21 protein-coding genes are annotated in these 23942 nt (G+C 63.5%); 11 read left to right on the forward strand and 10 right to left on the reverse strand.

The features are described from left to right. Nucleotide 1 precedes the first annotated feature (1 nt). Entirely contained in the window at nt 2-1081 is a 1080-nt protein-coding gene (locus IVB31_RS02835) for a maleylacetate reductase (RefSeq protein ID WP_247318276.1), read from the reverse strand. Next, nucleotides 1078-1401 (reverse strand): Dabb family protein, encoded by a 324-nt coding sequence (locus IVB31_RS02840; protein WP_247318278.1) that lies wholly within the window; start codon nt 1399-1401, stop codon nt 1078-1080. The genes IVB31_RS02835 and IVB31_RS02840 overlap by 4 nt, the downstream gene beginning before the upstream one ends. 108 nt (nt 1402-1509) lie before the next feature. On the opposite strand from IVB31_RS02840, the gene IVB31_RS02845 reads away from it, so the two are divergent. After that, on the forward strand, nt 1510-2433 hold the full coding sequence (locus IVB31_RS02845) for a LysR family transcriptional regulator (RefSeq protein WP_247318280.1): 924 nt from the start codon (nt 1510-1512) through the stop codon (nt 2431-2433). Between the two features lie 20 nt (nt 2434-2453). Here the strand turns inward: IVB31_RS02845 and IVB31_RS02850 are convergent, their stop codons facing one another. Next, nucleotides 2454-3989, reverse strand: a complete 1536-nt coding sequence (locus tag IVB31_RS02850; protein ID WP_247318282.1) for a hypothetical protein — start codon at nt 3987-3989, stop codon at nt 2454-2456. A gap of 30 nt (nt 3990-4019) precedes the next feature. Then, nucleotides 4020-5195 carry a glycosyltransferase family 4 protein gene (locus IVB31_RS02855; protein WP_247319386.1) on the reverse strand — a complete coding sequence of 392 codons (1176 nt, stop codon included), beginning with the start codon at nt 5193-5195 and terminating at the stop codon, nt 4020-4022. A 283-nt stretch (nt 5196-5478) separates the two neighbouring features. Between IVB31_RS02855 and IVB31_RS02860 the strand changes: the two genes are divergently transcribed. Continuing rightward, nucleotides 5479-7566: an exopolysaccharide transport family protein gene (locus IVB31_RS02860; RefSeq protein ID WP_247318284.1), complete on the forward strand. Its 2088-nt coding sequence runs from the start codon at nt 5479-5481 to the stop codon at nt 7564-7566. Nucleotides 7567-7581: 15 nt separating this feature from the next. On the opposite strand, the gene IVB31_RS02865 is transcribed toward IVB31_RS02860, so the two are convergent. Further along, a complete protein-coding gene (locus tag IVB31_RS02865) occupies nt 7582-8928 on the reverse strand; it encodes a lipopolysaccharide biosynthesis protein (protein ID WP_247318288.1) in 1347 nt (448 codons plus the stop codon). A gap of 391 nt (nt 8929-9319) precedes the next feature. Between IVB31_RS02865 and IVB31_RS02870 the strand changes: the two genes are divergently transcribed. Continuing rightward, a complete protein-coding gene (locus tag IVB31_RS02870) occupies nt 9320-10543 on the forward strand; it encodes an NAD(P)/FAD-dependent oxidoreductase (RefSeq protein ID WP_247318290.1) in 1224 nt (407 codons plus the stop codon). 29 nt (nt 10544-10572) lie between these two features. Here IVB31_RS02870 and IVB31_RS02875 read toward each other — a convergent pair whose 3' ends face one another. Then, entirely contained in the window at nt 10573-11709 is a 1137-nt protein-coding gene (locus tag IVB31_RS02875; RefSeq protein WP_247318292.1) for a GNAT family N-acetyltransferase, read from the reverse strand. A gap of 241 nt (nt 11710-11950) precedes the next feature. Here IVB31_RS02875 and IVB31_RS02880 point away from each other — a divergent pair, with 241 nt between their 5' ends. The 4 genes from IVB31_RS02880 to IVB31_RS02895 all read left to right on the forward strand — a co-directional run bounded on the left by IVB31_RS02880 (nt 11951) and on the right by IVB31_RS02895 (nt 15949). Continuing rightward, nucleotides 11951-13261: an O-antigen ligase family protein gene (locus tag IVB31_RS02880; RefSeq protein WP_247318294.1), complete on the forward strand. Its 1311-nt coding sequence runs from the start codon at nt 11951-11953 to the stop codon at nt 13259-13261. Further along, nucleotides 13258-14283: a cellulase family glycosylhydrolase gene (locus tag IVB31_RS02885; protein WP_247319389.1), complete on the forward strand. Its 1026-nt coding sequence runs from the start codon at nt 13258-13260 to the stop codon at nt 14281-14283. Before IVB31_RS02880 ends, IVB31_RS02885 begins: the two co-directional genes overlap by 4 nt. A 98-nt stretch (nt 14284-14381) precedes the next feature. After that, a complete protein-coding gene (locus tag IVB31_RS02890) occupies nt 14382-15488 on the forward strand; it encodes an AI-2E family transporter (protein WP_247319392.1) in 1107 nt (368 codons plus the stop codon). A gap of 5 nt (nt 15489-15493) precedes the next feature. Then, nucleotides 15494-15949, forward strand: a complete 456-nt coding sequence (locus tag IVB31_RS02895) for a potassium channel family protein (protein WP_247319395.1) — start codon at nt 15494-15496, stop codon at nt 15947-15949. Between the two features lie 47 nt (nt 15950-15996). Here the strand turns inward: IVB31_RS02895 and IVB31_RS02900 are convergent, their stop codons facing one another. Next, nucleotides 15997-16680 carry a helix-turn-helix domain-containing protein gene (locus tag IVB31_RS02900; RefSeq protein WP_247318296.1) on the reverse strand — a complete coding sequence of 228 codons (684 nt, stop codon included), beginning with the start codon at nt 16678-16680 and terminating at the stop codon, nt 15997-15999. Nucleotides 16681-16984: 304 nt separating this feature from the next. On the opposite strand from IVB31_RS02900, the gene IVB31_RS02905 reads away from it, so the two are divergent. Beyond that, on the forward strand, nt 16985-17608 hold the full coding sequence (locus tag IVB31_RS02905; protein WP_247318299.1) for a response regulator: 624 nt from the start codon (nt 16985-16987) through the stop codon (nt 17606-17608). 187 nt (nt 17609-17795) lie between these two features. Then, the gene (locus IVB31_RS02910) at nt 17796-18164 is read left to right on the forward strand and encodes a response regulator (RefSeq protein WP_346730845.1); all 369 of its coding nucleotides are present in this window, start codon (nt 17796-17798) and stop codon (nt 18162-18164) included. 6 nt (nt 18165-18170) lie between these two features. On the opposite strand, the gene IVB31_RS02915 is transcribed toward IVB31_RS02910, so the two are convergent. From IVB31_RS02915 to IVB31_RS02925, 3 genes are read right to left on the reverse strand one after another with little or no spacing between them, the layout of a single operon-like run. Beyond that, nucleotides 18171-18755: an invasion associated locus B family protein gene (locus tag IVB31_RS02915; protein WP_247318305.1), complete on the reverse strand. Its 585-nt coding sequence runs from the start codon at nt 18753-18755 to the stop codon at nt 18171-18173. Between the two features lie 24 nt (nt 18756-18779). Beyond that, nucleotides 18780-19667: a dienelactone hydrolase family protein gene (locus IVB31_RS02920; protein ID WP_247318307.1), complete on the reverse strand. Its 888-nt coding sequence runs from the start codon at nt 19665-19667 to the stop codon at nt 18780-18782. 12 nt (nt 19668-19679) lie between these two features. Then, nucleotides 19680-21368, reverse strand: a complete 1689-nt coding sequence (locus IVB31_RS02925; protein ID WP_247318310.1) for a transporter — start codon at nt 21366-21368, stop codon at nt 19680-19682. A gap of 138 nt (nt 21369-21506) precedes the next feature. Here IVB31_RS02925 and IVB31_RS02930 point away from each other — a divergent pair, with 138 nt between their 5' ends. Continuing rightward, the gene (locus IVB31_RS02930) at nt 21507-22187 is read left to right on the forward strand and encodes a YoaK family protein (RefSeq protein WP_247318313.1); all 681 of its coding nucleotides are present in this window, start codon (nt 21507-21509) and stop codon (nt 22185-22187) included. Beyond that, entirely contained in the window at nt 22184-23887 is a 1704-nt protein-coding gene (locus tag IVB31_RS02935; protein WP_247318315.1) for a SulP family inorganic anion transporter, read from the forward strand. The genes IVB31_RS02930 and IVB31_RS02935 overlap by 4 nt, the downstream gene beginning before the upstream one ends. Nucleotides 23888-23942 lie beyond the last annotated feature (55 nt).

Consider the following 23942-nt stretch of genomic DNA (forward strand, 5'->3'; position numbering starts at 1 on the left):
ATTAGGCCGCCGCTTTGATGGCGGCCGGCGGATCGCCGGCCCAGGCGCGCGCGATCAGGTCGCGGATGGCATTGCGTTCGAGCGGCCGCGGGTTCCAGTAGGCGTTGGTGACGGCGAGGTCGGCCGCCTTGTCGATGCCGCTCTCGGGCATGCCGACATCGCGCAGTGCAAGCTTTGCACCCAGCCGCTTTGCGAGATCATAGAGCCCGCGTGATGCGTCGGCAGCACCGATCGCACGCGAGATGCGCGCCATCGCCTCTGGCACCGCTGGCGCGTTGTAGGCCAGCGCATGCGGCAGCACGATGGTGTGGGTCTCGGCATGCGGCAGATCGAAGGTGCCGCCAAGCGTGTGGCAGAGCTTGTGATGCAGCGCCATGCCGACGGTGCCGAGGCAGACGCCGCACAGCCAGGCGCCGTAGAGCGCTTCGGTACGGGCCTCGCGATCGTCGCTTTTGGCGGTGATGGCGGGCAGGGCGCGGGCCAGTGCGCGGATGCCTTCTTCCGCCATCAGCGATGTCACGGGATTGGTGTCGCGCGCGTAAAGCGCTTCGACCGCATGCGCGATCGCATTGATGCCTGATGTCACGGCCAGGCTCGCCGGCAACGTCAGAGTGAGATCAACATCGTAGATCACGGTCTCCGGCAGGATGGCCGCGTCGCGCACCGTGGTCTTTAGCCCGTTCTCGGTCTGGCCGACGATCGGCGTCAGCTCCGAGCCGGCATAGGTGGTGGGAATGCAGAGCTGGTTGATTCCGGTGCGCAAGGCCAGCGCCTTGCCGAGGCCGGTGGTGGAGCCGCCGCCGAGCGAGACGACGCAGTCGGCTTGGCATGCCTTCATCGCCGCGAGCGCCCGCTCCGTGACCTCGACCGGCGTATGCATGGTCGCGCCCGGAAAGATGCCGGCATAGAGCGGGCCGAGCGCCGTTCCCAGGCTTTTGCCTTGCGCCTCCTGCTGCGGCGTCGTCAGCACCAGCGCGCGCTTGCCGCCGAGCCGCTCGACTTCGGCCTTGGCTTCGGCCAACGTTCCGCTGCCGAACACGACGCGGCAGGGCAGGTTTTCGAAGGTGAAAGTACCGATCATGCGCCGGTCTCTTTGATGGGATAATCGACCTGGAAGCGCCCGATCCGCAAGTCGCCCAGCGCCTCGCGCACGCGCAAATGTTCCGGGTGGGTGGCGTAGGCCGCAAGCGCGGCGTGGTCGGTGAATTCGGAGAACAGGACGACGTCGCAGGCGTAATCGACATCGCTGACATCGAGGCCGACCTCGATATGGGTGAGGCCGTCGATCCGTCCGCGCAGCCCCTCGAACAGGCTTTTGACCTTGACCCGGGCGGCTGAGCGCTCCGCAGGCGTCTCCCCGCGCAGCCGCCACATCACGATGTGCCTGATCGGGCCCGACATTTCCCCGTTTCCTCGCCTGCTGTCTTGCTTGTGTTGGAGCCATTTTGACTTGCGGGATGCGGAAATAAAGGCCAATAATCGCAAGTCTCTTTTTCTATTTGCGAAAAAATGGACCGTCTACTCCAACTGGAAGTGTTTTCCAAGACGGCCGAGCTCGGCAGCCTGTCCAAAGCTGCTGAAGCCCTGCGGATGTCGAATGCTGCCGCCAGCCGCCATCTCAGCGCGCTCGAGGAGCGGCTTGCGGTCCGGCTGATCGAGCGCAACACCCGCCGGCTGTGGTTGACGGAGGCGGGGCAGGAGCTGCTGGAGCGCTCCAGCCGGGTCTTGAGCGAACTGGCGGAGGCCGAAGACATCGTCAGCGATCGTGCGCTGTCGCCGCAGGGCACGCTGCGGGTCACGAGCTCGCTGTCCTTTGCGGTGATCTATCTGGCGCCGATGCTGCCGGCCTTCCGCGCGCGCTATCCGAAGCTCAACATGCAGATCACCACCGCCAACCGGTACTCCGATTTCATCGAGGCCGGCATCGATGTGGCGATCCGGACGCGCGAGCAGGAGCCGGATTCGAACATCATCGTCCGCCGCATCGGCCAGATGCGGCGTGTGCTCGCGGCCGCACCCTCATATCTTGCAAGCTGCGGGGAGCCGGAACAGCCCGCCGATCTCGCGCGCCACAACATGCTGGTCTACAATCTCGCCAACGATCCGTTTTCCCTGCGTCTGCGCAAAGGCAATGGCGCGCAAGCCGTCCGCATCACGCCGACGCTCGACAGCAATGACGGCCAGGTCATCCGCGGAGCGGCGCTCGCAGGGCTCGGCATTCTCATCCAGCCGCTCTACATCGTGCAAAGCGACATTGCCGCGGGCCGTCTCGTCCCGGTCCTGATGGATTGGGAGCTGCCGCTGCTGACGATGAACATCGCCTATCAGAACCGCGCCGGACTGCCCGCCAAGATCAGGGTTTTTTCCGACTTCCTGGTCAACCACATCCGCGAGCATTCGGAGCCGGGGATATGGATCGACGCGGCGAAGTGAGCGAGATTTTCGAATCCGCGCTAACTGGCGGTAGAGGGACTTGTCCGGGCAGGCAGAGCAACCGACGGAAATTTGCTCCCGAAGGCGCGGGTCTTGGGTTGAACGCGGGATCCGTCGATCAGCTCGAGCCGACCGCAGCGGTTCAGCGTATGCAACTTCCTGCCGGGCCACGCCGGTCCGGGCCTCAGAGAGTGGCGGACGATCTGCCTGAACGTCGTCGGCGACAGCTCGACGACTTCGGCAAGGGCCAGCGCTGCGCCATATCCGCCCGCACAATCCTGCACCGGCCGCCACAATTTGTCATTGATGGTGACGAAATTCCCCGCCGGTCGCGTGCTCGCGCGGTCGATCAGCACCGGGTTGCTGGCATGCGGCAACCAGGGGCCGCTGAGGTGCTTGGCGTAATAGATCGCGAGTGAGTCCGAATAGCCGGCGGTGCCGTCGCGCCAGGCTCCGAACAGATAGTTGAGCCCATTGTGCCGCGTGATCGTCGCATCGGCGAGTTCAAGTCCTGAAAGCAGCGTCGCGTGCCGCTCCCATTTGTCCGGGAATCGAACGCATTTGTAGAGAGCAACGTCCCCGTTGAGCGAGCTCTCCGGGATCATCCACAACGCACCATCATCCTCGATCAGGAACGGATAGGACAGGTGCCAGGGCTCCTCCAGCACGGGGACGACGTCTCCGATCGGGCCGGCGTCGTCGAACTCGATCGCCGAAACGATGCCTTTTCCAACCCGGTGATCGAGATCTTCAAAGAAGACGAATGTTCGCCCCTGCCATGTGATGGGAAAGGGATCGGCGTAGAAGTGGTTTCCGGGATCGCCGAGGACGTTCCAGCCAGGTCCGGAGAGATCTCCTGTCTGCCAGACGCCCGCGCCATCGTTGAAGCGCCATCCGACATGCCAATGCGGGGCGTAGCAGCAGAGGCGGTAGATCTCCTTGGCGATCGATACGGCGAGGCCGCGCGCGACATATTCGGCTGGCTGCCGGACGCTATTGGCTTGGGCGGGGCGTGCAAGCTCCGGCACGATGCGCGGCCGTCCCGACAGGATTGCGGCCACCATGGTCAGGGTTCGCGCCATGACCGTTTCGAGCGCGCCGCTCAAGCCGGCTGCCATTTCTCCAGAGGGGTGGCCGCGATCGAGCACCGCGCCGTCGACCTCGTCGACGATCTCGATCACCGGCAGGTCGCCGGCGAGAATGGCGGCGAGGGCTGCGTTCTCGCCTGCGGCTCCATTGAACAGCGGACGGAGATATTGCCGGGCGGAGCAGCTCGGCTCCCGCGCGGCGCCGGTGAAATCGACGATCAATTCCGGCGTGCCGGCGCGAGCCTGCATCCGTTCCGGACTGATCTTCAGCCTGTCGGCGCCGCTGTGTCTGCCTTTGTGCAATACCAGGCGTTCGAGCTCGAACAGCATGTCGAGACCGGTCGGTCGTGACTCTGCCGTTGCGGTCCATGCGATCTGAACCGGTACATCCCGGCCGTCGATCGACAGCGTCTCACGGCCCATCCACCGCCGCGCATGCTCAGTTTCACAGCGAAACTCGATGATCATGTCCAGCCAATCCGTTTCAACGCGTCCCGATCAAATGACCTGGCCGATAATTCGAACGTATTCCTCCACCATGGCATCCACTGAATAGCGCAGCTTCAGGCCTTTGGCGTTGTGGCGCAGCTCGTCGTTCAGTTCTTGGTCCGTCAAAAGCTTCGAGACGGCGGCCGACAGCTTCGCAGGATCGGAGGCGTCGACGAAGAGGGCTGTCGGTTTTCCTTCAAAGGACAACACCTCGCGCAAGACGGGCAGATCGGTGACCACCGAGGGAACGCCCGCGTTCGCGGCCTCGACAGCGGCGAGACCGAAGGTCTCGGCCTGTGTTGGAAATACGAACACGTCGAGAGCGGCGAGAAACGCCGCCATCTGCCGCGGTGTGATTTCGCCGAGCAGGTGCAGCCGGTCCGATACCTTCAAATCGTCCGCCAACTGCCTCAGTCGGGCCTCGTCGGCTCCCTGGCCCGCCAGTGCGAGGTGCCAGGACGGTTGATCCGGCAACAGACGTATCGCCGCATCCAGCCGCTTGTGCGGGTGCAACCTTGCGGCGCAGCCGAGCAGGATGCGATCCGGCGGCAGATTGAATCGCTGTCGCGCGGCGTCCTTCGGCAGGGTGAGGGCCTTGTCGTCGAAGCCGTGCGGGACATGCACCATGCGCGACCGGTAGGCCTTCGGGTAGCGCGAATACTCGCGCTGCATGTCCAGCGAGTTGAGCGTGATGCGGTCGAAGAAGCCGAGGCTGCCCATGACGATGTCGGCCGCTCGGACCGGCCAGCTCATCGACAGCGCCGATGAAACCTGATTGGCGACAACAGGCGCGCGGCAGACGAGGCGCGCCACGCCGGCGCCGATGACGTTGCCGAAGTGCTGAAACGTCAGAACGGCGTCGGGCCTGGTGGCCCTGATATGGCGGCCGAGCGTCCACAGCATCTGTAGGAGCGCCAGCGGATTTCCGGGCCGGCTTGAGGCGCAATAGATCGTATTGGGCGGCTCATCGAACGAATCCGACTTGCGGAAGAAGAACAGATTGGTGACGCGGTAGCCACGAGCGGTCAGCCCGGCGCCAAGCAGCCGCGAGATCTCCTGCGCGCCGGCGTTCTCGGCCTGGGTTTGTACGAGAAGGACGTGCAGCTTTCGGTCGCCGCCGGTGGTCTGCGTGAGCGCTGTCGCGGCGGGCGCGCCCAACTCCTTGTTTGGCTGGTAATGGAGCACGGATCCCGACCCACTGGAGAAACGAAATTTACGTCTTCTTAACTCCGTAACTACCATGCGGGCATCTCGTGGACACCGACTAGCAGTAAACGGAGTTAATGCGCGGCCTGTCGGAAGGGCACTGTTCGCGAGAGAATTCCGCTGGTTCCCGAACGAAGTGAACGAGCGCTTTAACCAATTGGTCATGGTCGCGCGAGGGGCGGGTAACCGCGGATTAACCATAGATATTTACGGTGGAGTAGGCCACTGAACAGTGTTCGCCAGTTGAATCCGAGTAACATCCATGACGTTCGGTCGCCGCGCAGACCCGACAAGTTCCGGATCGACCGGTGTCGCCGCGTCGTGGCAGACTCAAAATGCGTCGACCGGTGATGCCCGCGAAGCGGCCGCACGCTCTGGCGGTGCGCTCACCGCGGCGGGCGCGCTCTCCTTCCTGCGGGACAACGCTCGCCGCATCCTGACGCTCGCTCTCACGATCTTCGCCCTTGGCGTCGTCGTTCTCCTGGTGATCCCGGTTCGATTTGCCGCGACTGCGCTGGTTGTGGTCGATCCCCGCGAGCAACGCGTGACCACGGAGCAGGACGTTCTTCCGGGCATCGGGCAGGATAGTGCCGCGCTGCAAGGCCTGGTCGAAGTGGCGAAGTCCGACGGCTTTCTGAAGCCGCTGATCGAGCAGCTCAAGATTCGCGACGACGAAGACGTTTCCGGGGGCCACACCGACCCTGCGCGGCTGCTCGAGAGATTCCGCAACCGTCTCGACATCTCCCGTCGCGGGCTGACCTATGTCATCGCCATCCGGTTCACGTCGAACCGGCCGGAGCGGGCGGCTTACTATGCCAATGCGATCGCGGAGGCGTTCGTCGCCAGCCAGAGCCGCATCCGCACCGATGCGACGGATGAGGCCGCCGACTGGCTCGGCGGCCGGCTCAAGACATTGAACGAGCGGTTGAAGGTGTCGGAAGACGCCGTTGCGGCGTTCAAGCTCGAGCACCGGATCGTCAACGCCGGCAAGGACTCGACGACCCAGCAATTGCGCGTGACCGAACTGTCGCAGCAGGTTGCCGCGGCGCGCGCCCGGACCGAAGAGGCGAAAGCCCGTTTCGAGCAGGCGCAGCGCGACCAGAAAGCGAATGTCGAGAGCCCTGCCAAGCAGGATCTCCTGAGCGCCCTGCGCGCCCAGCGATCGGCGCTCAATGATCAGATCGCGCAGAAGCGGGCGGTGTTCGGCGATCGCCATCCCGATCTCGTCATGTCGTACAGCCAGTTGAACGATCTCAACAGGCAGATCGAGGTCGAACGCACCAAGGGCATCGACACCGCAAAATCTGAATACGAGGCCCAGCGCGAGCAGCAGAAGGCGCTGGAAGGCCAGATGAAGGCGGCGGAATCGCAGCTGCTTGTCGACGGTCAGGCTCTGGTCCGGCTCCAGGAGCTGCAGCGCGACGCCGAGGCCAACAGAAACATCTACGAGCAGTTCCTCTCGCGCTCCAAGACGACGAACGAGCAGCGCCTGTTGCAGAGCTCGCAGACCAAGATTGCGTCGCCCGCGATTCCGCCGCTGCGCTCGACCCTTCCGCCGCTGTCTCTGCTGCTCGCCGCTCTCGCGATCGGCTCGCTGCTGACATCGACGGCGGTGGTTGCCGCCACGGCAGGAGGATCGGTCAAATCCATTGCTGACGTCCGCGACCCCGAACCGGCTCCGCGCCAGCCCGCGGCGTGGCCGCGTCCGCCCGTGTGGACCCGCATTCCCGATTTGGTGGCTGGCGACGTCCCTCGCAACATCTGGCAAGGCCCGGTGTCCGCGACGAGCGAACTCGATGTCAGTCCTCATCTGCGTCCGCTGCTGGAGCGGCTGGAGAAGGTGCCGGGACCTCGCGGCAAGGTCGTCCTCGTGATGTCAGTTGGGAAGCGGGCCGGCGGCAACACCGTCGCGCGGTCGCTGAACCGATGGGCGGTGAATACCGGGAAGCTGAGCGTCCTGATCCGGGTCGAGCCGGACCTCGGTGGTGCCAGCCTCGCCAAGGGGCAGGCGGATGGCACGACGACGGCGAATTTTATCGGCGTCGACGCGCTTCTGAATGCCGGCAAGGGGCCCGAGGCGTCGCCTGCGGACGACATCCGTTCGGAGTTCGATCTGATCGTAGTCCACGCCACCTCTCTGGCCTTGCAGCCGGAGGCCGCGGCGCTGGCTGGCCACGCCGATCTCGTCGTCCTGGTCGCGCGCGAAGACGCCGTCGATTCTGCCGCCATGCGCAGGGCGATTGCCGGGCTCTCCCGCTTTGTCGGGGTGCCGACCGGCATCGTCGTCAATCGCGTGCGGGCCGACCCGTCGGCGCCTCGTCGCGGCGAAGTGCTGGGCTTGGCCGGTTGAGGCCCCAATCGAGGTCTATTCGCCGGAGTCCGCGCTGCGGATCGCGTAGGCGCCGCGCTTCGATGCAGAGAAGCGCAAAAGTCCGAGAACCGAAGGATCGACCCCGGTTCGCCGGCGACAGAGGATGTTGAGGGCGACGGTCGCGAGTGCCAGCGACACGGTGGCCGAGATCGCCGCGCCGAGCACGCCGAGCCAGGGAATGAGGACGAGAAATCCCACCAGCCGCAGCGCCACGTTCGCGGCAACGACAGGGACATACTCGCGCTCATAGCCCGTCAGCTGCAGGATCGCCGCGGACGGACCGCCCGCGGCCTGGAAGGCCGTTCCGATCGCGAGCACGATCAGAACCCAGTGCTGCGCGGCGAAATGCGGCCCGAACAGGTTGAGAAGATGGGGACCGCCAACCCAGATCAGGAGAAGTCCGCTGACCACGCACAACGCGGTCACCTCGGCCATGAGCCGCAACGTTCGCTCGAATTCCTGGTGGTTCTTGCTGAAGTACAGCGAGGGCAGCCGCCGCGCGCCAAAGCTGTACAGTGCGGCCGACAGCATGGCGAAGATGTTGGCCAAGCGCGAAGCGGCAAAATAAATTCCTGCCGTGGCCGGATCCAGCATCCAGTAAACCAGAATGACGTCGAAATACTGGTTCGCGGCTTCGAGGATGGAGGCGACCCAGAAATGAAATGAACTCGATCTCCAGCGCGACGTCTCGGAACGCACCGCCGTGCCGCGGAAATCCGGCAGAGCCTGTGCAATCGCAATGATCTGCGCGGCCAGTCCAACGGACATGGCAATCGTCATCACGGCGATCAATTCGCCGGGATCGAGCTGCCGATGGCCTGACATGATGGCGAGCAGAAACAGCACGACGCTGACGCGCCAGAAGAATTCCCTGTTTCCTTCTCCCATGAGAATGCTGACCAGCGAGCGTGCGATCTGGCTGCCGAGCATCAGCCCCGCATTCACGGCGGTGTAGGCCGATACCGCGATGATCAGCAGCCACCCGTCGCCTCTGATGTTCGCCCCGATCGCGATTGCGCCGATCGCAATCAGCATTGCGACGCAGGAGATCTTCAAGCTCGATAGCAGTACGCCCTTGGTGAGATCGGGCTGATCTCCCGCCCGATACTCGTTCAGGAATCGCACCAGCAGCGATTCCTGGCCGACCAGTCCTACGACCGCAGCCATCTGGGCCACCGAAAGCCAGGTCGCAAAGACGCCGAACCCGTCGGGCGACATCGTTCGTGCCGCCAGCGAGAACAACGCAAACGCAAGCGCGCCGCTACCAACCTTGAGAAGGATGGTTCCGGCAACACCGCGCGTCACGTCGCGCCGCATGAACTGGACGATGGACTCGATCATGGAAATTTAAGGGGCAACTCCCCGCTGGTACCGGCGACAGCCTAGCATGTTGAAAAACCGCGAGTGTTAATGGACGGCCTCCAGGTCCTTACCGGCCGCGACGACGGCGCGGCCATGCCGGTTGCTTCACTATGGAACATCGCCGACCCCGTTGTCCCAGAGAGGGCAAAGCCCAGCCCGATCGCGTGGCGGCATAGCGCCGCACCGGCGGCCAATGAAGGCGAGATGGGCCGTTTGAGTGCGGACGAGGCGCGTGCCTGACGTCGTCGAGATGGTCAGGACTCGGCTTCATTAACCGAGATATCGAGAAATGATCGCGTTTAATCCTGCGATGCGACATCAGGCGAGAGAATTGCACGTGCGACCATCGTTGAGCGTGGGAGCCTGGACCATGACGGCGGATAGAAGCCTGACCGAGCCGATGGCCGCAGCCGGCACTTCGACGATTGTTGCGGACATCGCCATCGTCGGCGGCGGCCTTGCGGGATCGCTCGCGGCGGCCGTGCTCGCGCGGGCAGGGCACCGCGTCGCCCTGATCGACAAGCGCGCGATCTATCCGGACGAGTTTCGCGTCGAGAAAATCGGCGGCCATCAGCTGGAGCTGTTCCGCAGGCTGGGCTTCATCCGCGGCCTCGAGAGCGTCGCCTGTCCATACGACCGCGTGCTCAATATCAGGGAGGGCAAGGTGGTCGATGTCAGCGTCGGCCAGGCTTACGGACTTCCTTATGCCGATCTCGTGGCCATGGCGCGCGGTCAGCTGCCCGATCCGTCCAGCCTGATCGTCGACGAGGTCACGGCAGTCAAGTGCAGCGACGACATCCAGCAAATCGAGATCGCGTCCGGGCGGCGCGTAAGTGCACGCCTCGTCGTTCTGGCCACGGGCATGGCGGGCGGTCTCGGCTACAAGCTCGGCATCAAGCGGCGCGTGCTGGCCGAGCGCCATTCGGTTTCGTTCGGCTTCACGATCGCCCGCCGGGACGGCGCGCCGTTCGATTTCGAGGCGCTGACCTGTTACGGCGAGCATACGGCGGACGGCGTCGACTATCTCAGCCTGTTTCCCGTGCCTGCCGGCATGCGCGCAAATCTCTTCATGTTCCGCGACCCGACCGATCCGATCATGCGCGAGCTGCGTCGTGAACCGGAAGCGACGGTTCTGCGACTGCTGCCGGGGCTGCAGCCCTATCTCGGCGATTTTCGCGTGACCGACCGGGTGCAGAATTGGGTGATGGACCTGTCCGTCGTGGAAGGACATCTGCAGCCCGGCGTCGTTCTCATCGGCGATGCCTTCCAGACCAATTGCCCCGCCGCCGGCACGGGCGTCGCCCGCCTGCTGGTAGACGTTGAGCGCCTTTGCACCGAATACGCGCCGCGTTGGCTCGCGACCGAAGGCATGAGCCGCGCCAAGATTTCGGAATTCTATTCCGATGCCGACAAGGTCGCGGCAGACCAGCAGTCGTTGAAAATGGCGCGCTTCCGCCAGGCCCTGACGTCCCGCAACGATATCGGCTGGGACGTCCGGCGCCGGCTGCACTTCCTGCGGCGCAGCATCACCCACCGGGTCGATCAAATGCGGCCGGGCTGGCTCGCGCATGTTCGAAGTGCGCTACGCGCCTGAGGGCCGCACCCGTCAGCGGCTCGCGCGGGTCAGCGCGTGGGAGTCGAGGTGCGGGTCGGCAGGAGCCTGACCTCCGACATGCGCTTGGCGGCCAGTTTAAGCCAAGGCGCCTGTTTCAGCGCGAACAAGGATATGGCGCCTGCGGTGCTGCCGGCCTGTGTGACCGCCCACATCGGCGAAGGCTGCGCGCCGAACAGTTTTTTGTAGGGCTCGTCGCCGATGGTGAAATCGAGCATCCGATCTCCGCGCTCGATGCAATCTCTCGCCACTTGCTCGAACATCAGCGCGCCGAGGGACTGGCTCTTGTATCCGGCAATGTCGAAGGCGCTCATGATGACGAGGAAGCTGCCTTGATGGCGGAGTCCGAGCACCGCGGCGATCACGTCACCGTCCATCTTCATGGCATAGAGCCGGACGAAGGAACCTAGACCGCGGAGCGCCACGTTTGAATAGAAATCGCAATATTCGGGGCGCTGGAGCAGGTCTCCGTCGCCTTGCGCCTGAAAACGCGGACCGCGAAATTTCCTCATCACGTCCAGCGCATCGAGGACGGAGGCACTGTCGCTGCAGCATGAAAAACTTAAATCGCCCTTCTTCTGGAGCTGCCTGTATTTCTTTGCGAGCTCCTTCTGGTAGGAGCGGTCCATCGCACTGGCGCGCCATTGCTCGAACGGCGCGACGAGAACGGTCGCGTAGGCATTGGTGTCCATCGCGACGCGGCGGGGCGCAGCCAGGAGGTTCTCGATCGGAAGCCGTCCGTCGGGCAGCTTGGTCATTCGGAGCAGATCGAACGGGCGGACGAGGCACCGGAGCTCTTCGCACGCGCTCTCGTCCCTGAGCAGCTCGGAAAATATCTGTGGACTGCACACCGGCGCCAGATAGTCGGAGACGCGGAGGTCGGCGAATTCGACCGTCCGTATCGGACCGCGGCGGACCCGCAGCAAGGGCAGCACCATCGCGAGGGTACCCGTTGGTCGATGGCGAACCACGACAATCAGAGGAGTCGCCCCTGCGTGAGACGCGAGCCTGGTGTAGAGGCTATCCAGCCAGAGCGGATGCTGGAACGCGGTGGCGGCCGAGTTGTCGAACAGTTGCGCGTAGTCGGGCGACAGAAAGTCGAACCGCTGCTCGATGGCGATGTCGAACGTGTTGCTAGGTCTGTTCATGCGCAACCAGGGAAACCAGATAGGCCGGAAGGTCGATCGAGCCGGATCTGCGCTTTATAGCAGGATCGTTGCGGGCGAGACACCGGCGGCGTGCAATTTGCATTAATGTGTCGAGCTGAGAATGCATCGAGCCGGATTCGTATCGTTACCAAACCGTTAAATTTCGCGCCCGAGCGGATTCGCAGCGTCGAGATCGACCCGCGCTAGCAAATTATTAACCGCGCTTAAGGAAGGTCGTTTCATGGCCAGCCTGCAGACCGAGGTGGATTCCGGGGCACCCGGCAGCGAGATCTGGACGACGCGCGGCGTTGGCGTCGAGACGATTGCCAGGGCCGCGATCAGTTGTTCGATCACCGTCAACGTGGTCGCATCGATGGGCATCTTCAACCCCGAGCTGCTGCCGACCGAGCTGAGCTTTCTGCAACAGGCCGTCGCGCTTCTGATGTGGGGTGTCCTGATCTACGCGAGTGCGTTCGTGCGGCCACGCCTGCGGTTACAGGTCAATCCCGATCTGGTGGCGCTGGTCGCGTTCTACGCCTTTGCCGTGGTCTCGGTGTTGTGGTCCAGCCTGGACGTCGCAGCGATCATGAAGAGCGCGGCGCTTGCGATGACGACGTTCGGCGCATTCTGCCTCGTCACGCGCGTCGACCTCGACGAGGTCGTGAGGGCCACGGCCAACGGGCTTTTCATATTGGTCGCCGCATCGGCCTTCTGTGCGATTGCCGTGCCCGACATCGGGATAGACCACAGCTGGATGCACAACGGTCAGTGGCAGGGCGTCTACGAGTCCAAGCAGACACTTGGTTTCGTGGGTGCGTATCTGATGTTCTTTGCCTGCTACCGAAAGATGACAGGGCAGGGGTGGCTGGCCTTCCTCGTTGTTTTCCTGTTGGCGTCGACATGCGTGTTCGCGTCGGAATCGCGCGGCGCCGGTGCTGTCGCCCTGGCTGCCTGCGCAATGCTTGTAACTTCGATGTGGTCGGTCGCCTGCATGAGGCTTTATGCGCTCCTGCCGTTCGTCATGTGCATTCTGGCCGGCCTCCTGATCCTGTATTTTTATGCGACGGGATATGATGCTATCCATATCGGCGACACCAGCATCGATTTTACCGAACGGACCTTCATCTGGCACTACGCGATCAGCCATTTTGACGATGCGCCGCTGCTCGGCTTCGGGATCAACGGCTTCTGGACGATCCCGTCGATCTACGATTATTTCGAACAGAACCACGGCTGGGTCCTCGACAATTATCACAGCGGCTACATCGCGATCCTGATGGAAACGGGACTTCTGGGGTACGCGCTCTTTGCCGCGAGCGTCCTGCTGTTCTCGCACAAGATCCTCCATCTGATTTCCGCCCGCACGATCGACCGGTCGCACTGTGCTCTCATCATCGGATTTGTGGTCCTCAGCTTCCAGACCAATTTTACGGAGACCACATTCCTTCGTTCGACGATGTTCATTTCAGTGCTCATGGTGGGGCTTTTCTTCGCGACGTGCAGGCCGGTGCGATCAACGGAATTCCAGTCTTTACAAATGGAAGCAGGATGACAGCGATACGCGCCCTTCGGCCGAGAAGCTTCGATCTTGCAGCAACGGCCTTCTTTCTTGCATCGCTGTTCTCCCACGCTCACGGCGCCGAGCGGGCCGATTCCCGTGACACGCCAAAATTGGGCCGCGGTATCAACGTGCTCGGCTACGATGGAATCTGGGAGGGCGGCCGAAACGCGCCGTTTCGCCTGGATAATCTGACCGCAATCAAGAAGGCCGGCTTCTCCCACGTCAGGATCAATTTCTTCGGCTTCAAGTTCATGGGTCCGGGGAACGTCCTGGACGAGATCGTCCTGAGGCGACTTGATGCCGTCATCGAGGACGTTCTCGCAAGGAAGCTCGTCCCCATCGTCGATGAGCACGACACCCATATTTGCCAACGCGACGTTTCCGAATGCACCGAGAAGCTCAAGGCATTCTGGCGGCAGCTCGCCGAGCGTTATGCCGGCAAATATCCGGCGCTCGTCTTCGAGGTCCTGAACGAGCCTGGTGGAGAGATGACATCCGCCGGATGGAATTCGCTCCTCAATGATTGTCTCGGTATCATCCGCCGCACCAATCCCGAGCGGCCGGTCATTGCCGCCGTTCTCAATACGGATGAGATCCCCGTCAACGAGCTGGTTCTGCCGGCCGGCGACAGGCACCTCATCGTCACGTTTCATTATTACGCGCCGATACGGTTTACCCATCAGGGCGCGCCCTGGTCCCCGATGTTTTCGCGGATCGGGCCGCTGGATTGGGGCAGTCCGGACGACGAGGCGAAGGCCGCCGCCGATTTCAAGAAAATGAGTGTCTGGGCGGAGAAAGAGCAGCGCCCGGTCTATCTCGGCGAGTTCGGCGTATATGAGCGTGCGCCATCCGACAGTCGCCAGCGATATTTGTCGTTCGTGGCGAGAAGCGCCGACAGACTTGGCTGGGCATGGGCCTACTGGCAGTTCGATCATGACTTCGCGGCGTTCGATAGCGCGCGGCAGGCCTGGAAGCCGGAGATCCTGCGCGCCTTGATTCCGCCGACGCGTTGAAGTCCCGCCGCAGCTGATCAGGCGGTCGGCTTGATCTGGATCAAGCCAGCGGCGCGGGACGGGTGGCCAGACTCTACGAGCGCGCATCGCTGTTTGAGATGGGGCACCATGCCTTGAGGACACTTCGCCAGCTTCTGTCCGCCGACGAGATTGTCCAGCTCGCAATCCGTCTGGGATTGTTGGGACTGCTGATCCTGTGGACGTTCCTCATCATTCGACCGTTCGTCCCGGTCCTGACCTGGAGCGCCGTGCTGGCGGTGGCCTTCTACCCCGTCTTTGCCTGGCTCGCGAAACGCCTCGGCGGCCGCCCACGAACAGCCTCGACCGTGCTCACACTGGTCACGCTTGGCATCGTCATCGGTCCCGCCGCCTGGCTCGGCCTGAGCGCGGTCGAAGGGATCAAAGACCTCGCCGGCCAGATCGGCACCGGCGATCTCGTGCTTCAGGCCGCGCCGGAACGGATCAGGAGCTGGCCGCTGGTCGGTCCCCAGCTCTACGAGCTCTGGAATCAGGCCTACACCAACATCCGTGCGGTACTGCGCGAGGTGGCGCCGTATCTGAAGCCGCTCGCCGGCATGATGCTGTCGTTTGCGGGGAATACCGGCATCGGAATGCTACAGTTCCTGCTCTCGGTGTTCGTCGCCGGTTTCCTGCTTCCATACGGGCCGCAGCTGGTCGCCGCGCTCCGCGGCTTTCTGGCGCGGATCGTGCCCGGCCAGAGCGAGCATTTCCTGGAGCTCGCCGGCGCGACCATCCGCGCGGTGTCGCAGGGCGTGATCGGCGTCGCGATCGTGCAGGCGCTTCTGGCCGGAATCGGCTTCAAGCTGGCGGCAATCCCGGGCGCGGGTCTGCTCGCGATCATCGTGTTGTTGCTGTCGATCGTGCAGATTGGTGCGGCCATCGTCCTTTTTCCTGTGACGATCTGGATCTGGATGGACAAGGACGTGACCGTGGCTTTGCTCCTGACTATTTATCTCGTCGTCGTTGGCTTGCTCGACAACGTCTTGAAGCCGCTGGTCATGGGGCGCGGGCTGACGACGCCTACTCTCGTGATCCTGGTCGGGGTAATCGGCGGGACGCTCGCGCACGGCATCATCGGCCTGTTCATCGGGCCGATCATCCTGTCGGTCGCGTGGGAATTGGCGGCAGCGTGGATCCGCCTCGACCGGACGGAAGACCCCGGCGTCGAATTGAAGTTGGGTTGATGGCCATGATACTGCAATTCCTTGTCGGCACGCTGGCCAGCGTGATCAATATCGGGCTCCACGCACTTGTCACGGTGGTCGCCGTCGGCATCGCCCGCAGCGCGGGCTTGCGCCATACCGAGTGGCCAAGATTGCATCTGATGGGCGTGATGATCGTGACCGCCGTGGTGTTGAAGGTGGCACACACGGTGGAAATCCTGGTGTGGGCCGCGACCTACGGCATCGTTCAAGCCGCCTCTGCCGACAGTGATCTGCTCTATTTTGCTTTCGTCAACTACACCACGCTCGGCTACGGCGATATCACGCCGGTACGCGAATGGCGGCTCATCGGGCCGTTGACGGCGATGAACGGCGTTCTGCTGTTCGGCTGGTCCGCGGCCATTCTGTTCGAGGTTTTGCGCAAGACGCTCGAGCATCTCGGGCTCACTGAAGCCCATGGCTCGAGTTCACACAGGAGCTGACGGAGCCCTGGTGGCGTCTTATCAACGGCGGCCGGTGTTCCGGAAGTTCACGACTGCAGGTCGAGGTTCGCGAGCTGGTTTCGGTCGAGCAATACAATCTGACGCTGGGTGTTGCCGACGAAGCCGAGAACGCCGAGTTCATGCAGACGCGACAACGCACGGGACACGGTTTCCAGCGTCAGGCCGAGATAGTCGGCGATATCGCGCCGCGACATAGGGAGCGCGATGACGCCCGCCGCCGTCAACCGCTTGTCCATCTCGAGCAGGAACGCCGCGACCCGCTCCAGCGAGGTCTTGCGTCCGAGCAGCAACATATGGTCTTCCGCGTGCTGGAGGTTGCTCGTGGTCATGCTGAGCAGGTTCCTCGCCACCATGGCATCGCTCTCGGCCACCGTTTCGAGGCTTTGTCGTTTGATCAGGCGCACGGCGGTGTCGACGATCGCTTCCGTCGTGAATCGGTGCTCGCTGCCGTTCTCGAGTCCGAAAATGTCGCCGGTCAGGTGAAATGCGCCGATCTGCCTGCGGCCATCCGACAACAGCTTGTAACTTCGGACAGCACCGGACTTGACCTGGTAAACGTACTCGGCCGGCTCTTTCTCGCCGTAGATCTCTGTTCCCTTTCGATAGGAAAACTCGCTTAAACTAACCAGCGTATTTGAATCGCTGGTCATGCCGAGGTCACGGAGGGAATTTGGGCGCGGCGCGGAATCCGCTGTGACGCGAACGAACATAGGCCAACCCCTTAGCTCAACCGCCGAATTGGTCCGTCAGACGAAATATATCGGCAGGAAATGCGCCGCGCCGTCCCAGTCCCGCCGAGATTGGTTTACGACTAAGGCCGTATTCTTATCCATTGTCCCAAGGTTCATTGTACCAAGGGACACCACCCGCGGTTGCTGCGCGGAATGAGAAGGCAGGCCGCGGCGGTGATGCGGCCTGTTGCGAAGCAGATATTTCCAACATCGAAATGTTGAATGCGACTCTGAGAGTGAGAGGACCTCGACAGTCCTCATTGAATCGGGCGAGAAATAGAAGGTGCCAAGCCTCATTCACGTGGTTGACGACGACGAGTCTTTTCGGACGGCGATCGAACGCCGGCTGAAGCTCGCGGGCTATGACGTTGCGACCTATGCGTCGGCGCAGGAGCTGCTGGACTCCGCGCCGAATGACGAGCAGGTGGGATGCATTCTGCTCGACGTCCGGATCCCGGGACTGAGCGGTCCGGAGCTGCAGTCCCGGTTGGTCGCGTCCGGTTCGATGCTGCCGATCGTCTTCCTCACCGGACATGCCGACACGCCGACCACCGTGCGCGCGATCAAGGCAGGTGCGGAAGACTTCCTGACCAAGCCGATATCCTCGGAGCAGTTGATCGATGCGATCGAGCGCGCGCTGGCGCATCAGCGGACGGCGAGCGTCCAGCGCGGCAAGCTGGATATTTTTCGCACACATCTTGCCACGCTGACGCAACGGGAGCGGCAGGTGTTCGATCTCATCGTGCGCGGTCGGATCAACAAGCAGATTGCCCATGAACTCGGAACCACCGAGCGAACCGTGAAGGCGCATCGCCACCAGGTGATGGGGAAGATGCAGGTCCATTCGCTTGCGGAACTCGTTTCGATCGCGGAGCGGCTCGGAATGCTGGATACGAACGAGCCTTAGCTGATCCGTTGTCAATTCGCACGGTTCCTTCGGTGTGACTTCCCGAAGGGACAATAGAAAATCTGCTTTCGCGGTGCTGCCATGCAGGCGTGGGAATGTGGATTTGGCGGAGGCGCGATTGGCCCCGATGCATATGGATTCAGCTCTTAGCGCCATCAGCGTTGATGCCTCCTGAAAGGTCAAGGCCGTGCCGACGCGCCGTTCCGTTTTCATCGTCGATGATGATTCGTCCGTCAGGACGAGCATGTTCAGGCTGCTGCGGGAGCACGGCTTTGGCGCAACGCTGTTCGAGTCCGGGGGCGCCTTGCACGATTATGGCAACTTTGACAGGGCGATCTGCGTCGTGCTCGACATCAATCTCGACGGAAAGTCCGGCATCGACCTGCGCCGGGAGCTGATGGAGAAAGGCATGACCGCGCCGGTGATTTACATCACAGGCAACGACTGCACGGCGAACCGCGCCGCGGCCCTTGCGTCGGGCTGCGTCGCTTACCTGACGAAACCGTTTTCCGCGCAGTCCCTGATCGAGTCGGTGATGCGCGCCCATGCGGCCTAGGGTTTCTCACTCGTCGACATACTGCTCCAGCGTCTTCGCCGGTGCGCCCTTGTGGACAGACGCGAACTGCGCCATTGGAATCGAGGTCGTCAGGGCCAGCAGGTTCGAATCGACGAGTTCGAGCGTCAGCGTCTTGCCGGATTCCATGTCCTTGACGACCCTCGGCGCGGCCGCATCGGCCGCGATGCAGAGATTGGTGGCGCACCAGGTGTAGGGCACGCGGACGGGAGTGGCCTGGTCAATCGTCAATTTGGGCGCCTGTTGCAGGTACATGCCGACGGGCACGAACAGCTGCAGTCGGGCTGTGGGTGCGTCCTCGCGCTCGATCAGGTCGATGCGCACGGCGGTCTGCCCGGTTACGAATTTGCCCGTTATCGACGTCCGGCACAGCGTCGGCGCGCCACCGGCCTTGAAGCAGAGCTTTTGCCAGTCACCATAGGTGATGTCCTTGGCTTCGCGCTGGCCGCGCGTTGCGACCTCCGCGGGCTTGTCTGCTTGCGCCGCCTTCGGAGCGGCAATTGCTGGAGAAGTCGCAGCCCCGATGGCTGCGACGGTCAAGAGGCCAGAGAGGCAATCGAGAGGGCGAGGCATCGTCCAGTCTCCGGAGTTCAGGGCTCACTTCTGCGCGTCGAGGAATTTCGTCACCAGCGGGGACCACAGTGGGATCGCGTCCGGCGAGCCGATAAAGAAATGGCCCTCATTGCCGAATGGCGGCATCAGGTGATATTCGGCCCGGCCGCCGGCGGCCGTGAAAGCCGTATGCATGCGCTTGGATAGATCGGGACCGAAGAAGGTGTCGTTCTCGATGTAGATCCAGAGCATCGGCACGCGCGAGGTTCGGCCGAAATCCGCAGTTGCTTTCACCAGCCTGTCGGGCGCGCAATTGTTGTTGGGCTTGCCGCCGACGCGTCCGCCACGGCCCGCGGCGAAGGTGATGATGGCCTTCACCGGCGGCGGATTCACGCTCGACAGGGCGATCGAGGCCCAGCCGCCGGCGGACTGGCCGACCACGATCACATCCTTCGGGATGATGCGTTTCTCCGCGGCGAGGTAGTCGATGATCGCAAGGTCGACTTGGGCGACAGCGAGCCCGGCATCGTGGAAGTTGGGATTGGTGCATTTGCCGACCTTGGAGAAGAACGGGCCGTAGATGGCGCGTTCGGGAATGTCGATGGCGGCTGCGCCATAGCCGCTGCCGACCGGCGCCACCACGAGGTAGCCGTGCTTTGCGAACCATTTGGCGGCGTCGCGGAATTCGACCAGCGGAAAGAAGCTGCGGTCGGTCGGGTTGAGCGAGACGCCATGGTTCATGATGACCAGCGGGAAGGGGCCGTCGCCGACCGGCCGCACCAGATAGGCGAACATTGGCAGCGGCAGTGGCAGCGCCCAGATCTCTTCCTGGATGCGGACGTCATCCTGGGCGCGCGCGGGCGCGGTGAAAGCAGCCAGCACCAGCAACATGGCTGCGAAGCATCCCAACGCCGTGCTGATCGGCTGCCGCATCGCAGGTCTCCTTCATCCGGTGTAGGTGGCAGCCACGATGATCGGGCCGAGCACGGTCAGCACCACGTTTCCGACCGCGTAGGGGACCGCGACGCCGAGCACCGGCGTCTGGCTCTCGGCGACCTCGCAGGCGCCGGTCACGGCGGCATCGACGGTCATGGCGCCGGCCAGCGCTCCGCAGATGATGACCGGGTTCATGTGCAGCACATGGCGCGCAAACAGCGTTGCGACGATCAGCGGCACGATGGTGATGACGAGGCCCATGCCGACCAGCAACAGCCCGTGCGCCTGGATCGCAGTCCAGGCTGCGGCGCCGTTGCCAAGCCCGATCGCCGCGATAAAGCCGCCGAGCCCGAAATCGCTGAGCGTCTGCTGCGCGGCGGGCGGGAACGCGCCCATGGTCGGCTGGCGCGTCCGCAGCCAGCCGCAGACCAGGCCCGCGATCAGCGCGCCGCCGCCACCGCCCAGCGTCAGGGCGACGCCGCCAACCTTGAGACTGGCAAGACCGGCGAGCAGGCCGACGGCGATGCCGGCGGTGAGGAAGGCAATATCGGCGCGCTCACCGGAGCGCAGAATCTGGCCGACATTGGCGGCCGCGCGCTCGACGTTGCGGGTATTGCCGACCAGCGTCATGACGTCACCGACATAGACCCGCGTGTCCGCTCCCAGCGGCACGTCGCGACCCATGCGCTTCAGCGCGCGCAGGAAAACGCCGCGCGCGTCGCCGCCGACGCGTTCGGCGATCTCCTTGATGGACCGGCCATGGAGGTTGCGGGCATCCACGACCACGTCGATCACATTGCCGGGAATCGCCTTCAGCATTTCATCCGCATCGATCTCGGGGCCGACGATCGGCTCGGCGGCCACGATGACGGCGGTGCGCCCGGAGATGACGATGTCGTCGCCGGCTTCCAGCACGGTGTCCGGATGGGGCGCGACGTCCGCTCCCCGGCGGACGATGCGCTCGATGACGGTACGGCTGCCGATTTCGTCCTCGATCGCCTTGACGGTGCGGCTCGCGCCTGGCGAGACGCGGTAGGCGCGTGCCTGGAACTTGCGATAGGAGAGATTTTCACTTTTTGGCGGATCGCCGCCCGCCAACTCGGCCTCGAGTTTCTTGGCTTCCGCCTTAAGGTCGATCCGCATCAGCTTTGGCGCGACGAAGGGGACGTAGATCAGTGTCAGGATATAACCGAGCACGTAAGTGACCGCGTAGCCGGCCGCGATGTTGGCTTCCTGCTGGGCAAGGACGGTCTTGGGCAGGTCCAGTTGCGCCAGCGCGCCCGACGCGGTGCCGATGATGGAGGATTGTGTCATAGCTCCGGCGGCAACGCCGGAGGCCGTGCCGGGGTCGAGCCCGAAACTGTGGGCAAATGTCAGCACGATGATGAGGCCGGTGCCGCCCAGGACCAGCGCCATGAGGACCTGGGCAAGCGTGCGGAAGCTCAAGGAGGCGAAGAACTCGGGCCCCGACCGGTAGCCGATGGTGAACACGAACAGGCTGAACAGGACGATGCGAAGCAGCGACGGAAAAGCGAACGTTCCGAGCTGTCCCATCAGCACTGCGACGATGAGGATGCAGGCGGTGGTGCCGATCGAGAAGCCGCGAACCTTGATGCGGCCAAGGATCGTGCCGATCGCAACTGCCAGCAGCAGGAATATCTCCGGTGCGGTGGTGATGATCCACCTGACGGTGTCCATGGTCGTAATTTCCCCCGAGCGCTTTGCGGCGATTTGATTGGCTGCCCAGGAAGATTGCTTGATCCAGATCAAACCTGGTTGGGACAAGGCGACCTCAATCACCAGGATGAAGGACTTGCGACAGCCCGCGTTGCCGACATGAGTACTCTGGAGGTCGCAGCCGATGCGATCCGCCGCGACGAAACGGTCGAGATCGTACTTCTGCTCGCCTTCGCCGGCGGCTATATCGACGCGTATACCTGGATCATCCACGGCGTCATGGCGAATGCCCAGACCGCCAATTTGATCTTCCTCTGGGTCTATGCGACTGCCGGCAATTGGGTGAAGGCGTCTCACTTCGTGCCGCCAATGCTCGCCTTTGCGTGCGGTATCGTGGTTGCCGCATGGCTCCGGCGTGTCTGCGGCGAGCGGGCCAGCACGATCAGCATTTTGGTTGAGATAGTGCTGCTGATCGCGATCGGCATCCTGCACAACCGGCTGCCGGATATCGCCGGGACGCTCGGCATTTCGTTTGTCGCCGCCATGCAGGTCGAGATGTTCACCAAGGTCGAAGGCGCGCTTTGCAGCACGGTGATGATAACCGGCAACATGCGCCAGGCGGTCGAGACAATCTTTGCGGTCGCATACGGCGGTGCGCCGGCCGGAACGCTGCGCCGGTCGGGTATCCTCTTCGCGCTTTGCGCCATGTTCGGCTCTGGCGCCGCCGCCGGTGCCTTCGTCACCAAGAACATCCCCAATCTAGCGCTCGGCATTCCCGTAGTCGCGCTGCTGATCGTGTTGCTGCGCTGCGAAGTGACACCGCGTGAGGTGGTCCGATGAATGCGCCTCCTGAACCGAATTGGTCGCGGTTCTTTCCGCCAGCTGACTGGCTTGCGTGCTATCGGCGCGAATGGCTGCCGTCCGACGCCGTGGCCGGCATCACGCTCGCGGCCTATGCCATTCCGGTCTCGCTCGCCTATGCGGCGCTCGCAGGCCTGCCGCCGCAGATCGGCGTCTACGGCTACATGCTCGGCGGCCTCGGTTATGCGTTGCTTGGCGCATCGCGGCAGCTCGCGATCGGTCCGACCTCGGCAATCTCCCTGATGATCGCAGCGACCGTCGGCGTGCTGGCCGGAGGCGATGCGGTGCGCTATGCGCAGATCGCAAGCCTTGCGGCCTTCGCGGTGGCGGTGCTGTGCTTCATCGCCTGGCTGTTCAAGCTGAGCGTGCTGGTCCGCTTGGTCAGCGACAGCATATTGGTCGGCTTCAAGGCCGGTGCCGGGCTCACCATCATCATGAGCCAGTTGCCGAGCCTGCTAGGGGTTGCCGGCGGCGGCCACAATTTCTTCGACCGGGCCATCAAGCTGGTCGGGCAGCTCGGCGGCATCGACCCGCTGGTGCTCGCCATCGGCGCGATCGCGCTGCTGCTCCTCTTGCTCGGCGAACGGCTTCTGCCGGGCAAACCGGTCGGCATCACCATCGTCGCACTCGCGATCGTGACGGCGACGCTCCTTGGGCTTCCGGCGCTCGGTGTGCCCGTCACCGGGAAGATACCGGAAGGCCTGCCGGCGCTGGGGCTGCCGACTTTCGGCCTGTTGGCGTTCGACGATCTCTTTCCGCTCGCCGCAGGCTGCGTGCTGCTGGCCTATATCGAGGGTGTGTCGGCGGCTCGGAGTTTTGCCGCCAAGCACGGCTATCCGCTCGACGTCCGCCAGGAGTTTCTGGGGCTGGGCGCGGCGAACCTCGCGGCGGCGTTCGGCCATGGCTATCCCGTCGCCGGCGGCCTGTCGCAGTCTGCGGTCAACGATAATGCTGGCGCGCGGACGCCGCTGGCGCTGGTGATCTGTTCCGTGACGCTCGGGCTATGTCTTCTGTTTTTCACGGGGCTGCTCACCAATTTGCCCAAGGCGGTGCTCGCAGCCATCGTCTTCGCAGCCGTCTACAAGCTGGTCGATGTCCGCGCACTGCTGAAGATGTGGCAGGTCAGCCGGATTGACTTTTACGCCGCGGCGATTGCCCTCGTCTCGGTGCTCTTGCTCGGTATCCTCCAGGGAGTCCTGCTGGCGTCGATTGCGTCGATTTTCCTGCTGCTGGCGCGCGCCTCGCGGCCGAACGTAGCGTTCCTCGGCCGACTGCCCGGCACCGGCCGCTATTCGGATAGCGCCAGGCATCAGGATGTCGAGCCGCTGGTCGGTATCATCGCCTTCAGGCCCGAAGCTTCGCTGCTCTACATCAATGCCGAGACGATCCTCGATACGGTCCTGATTGCGCTGCGCAGATCCGCGGACGTCCGGCTCGTGGCCTGCGATCTCTCGGCGTCGCCCTATATCGATCTGGCGGGTGCACGCATGCTGCACGATCTTCATGACGAGCTTGCGTCACGGCGGGTCACCCTCTGCATCGTCGGTGCGCATGCGCAGCTCCGCGATCTCCTGCGCGCCGAAGGGCTCGCGGAGAAGACCGACAGCGGCCAGTGGTTGCGCTCGCTCGACAGCGTTCTCGGTGACGACAAGGGCGATCCGCCTCAACGACCGGCCTGATCACGCCCCTGTTGCAACGCGAAGGCATCGCTGCGGCCGATCGTCCCTTCAGAAT

Source organism: Bradyrhizobium sp. 21, from assembly GCF_023073335.1.
Lineage (GTDB): Bacteria > Pseudomonadota > Alphaproteobacteria > Rhizobiales > Xanthobacteraceae > Bradyrhizobium.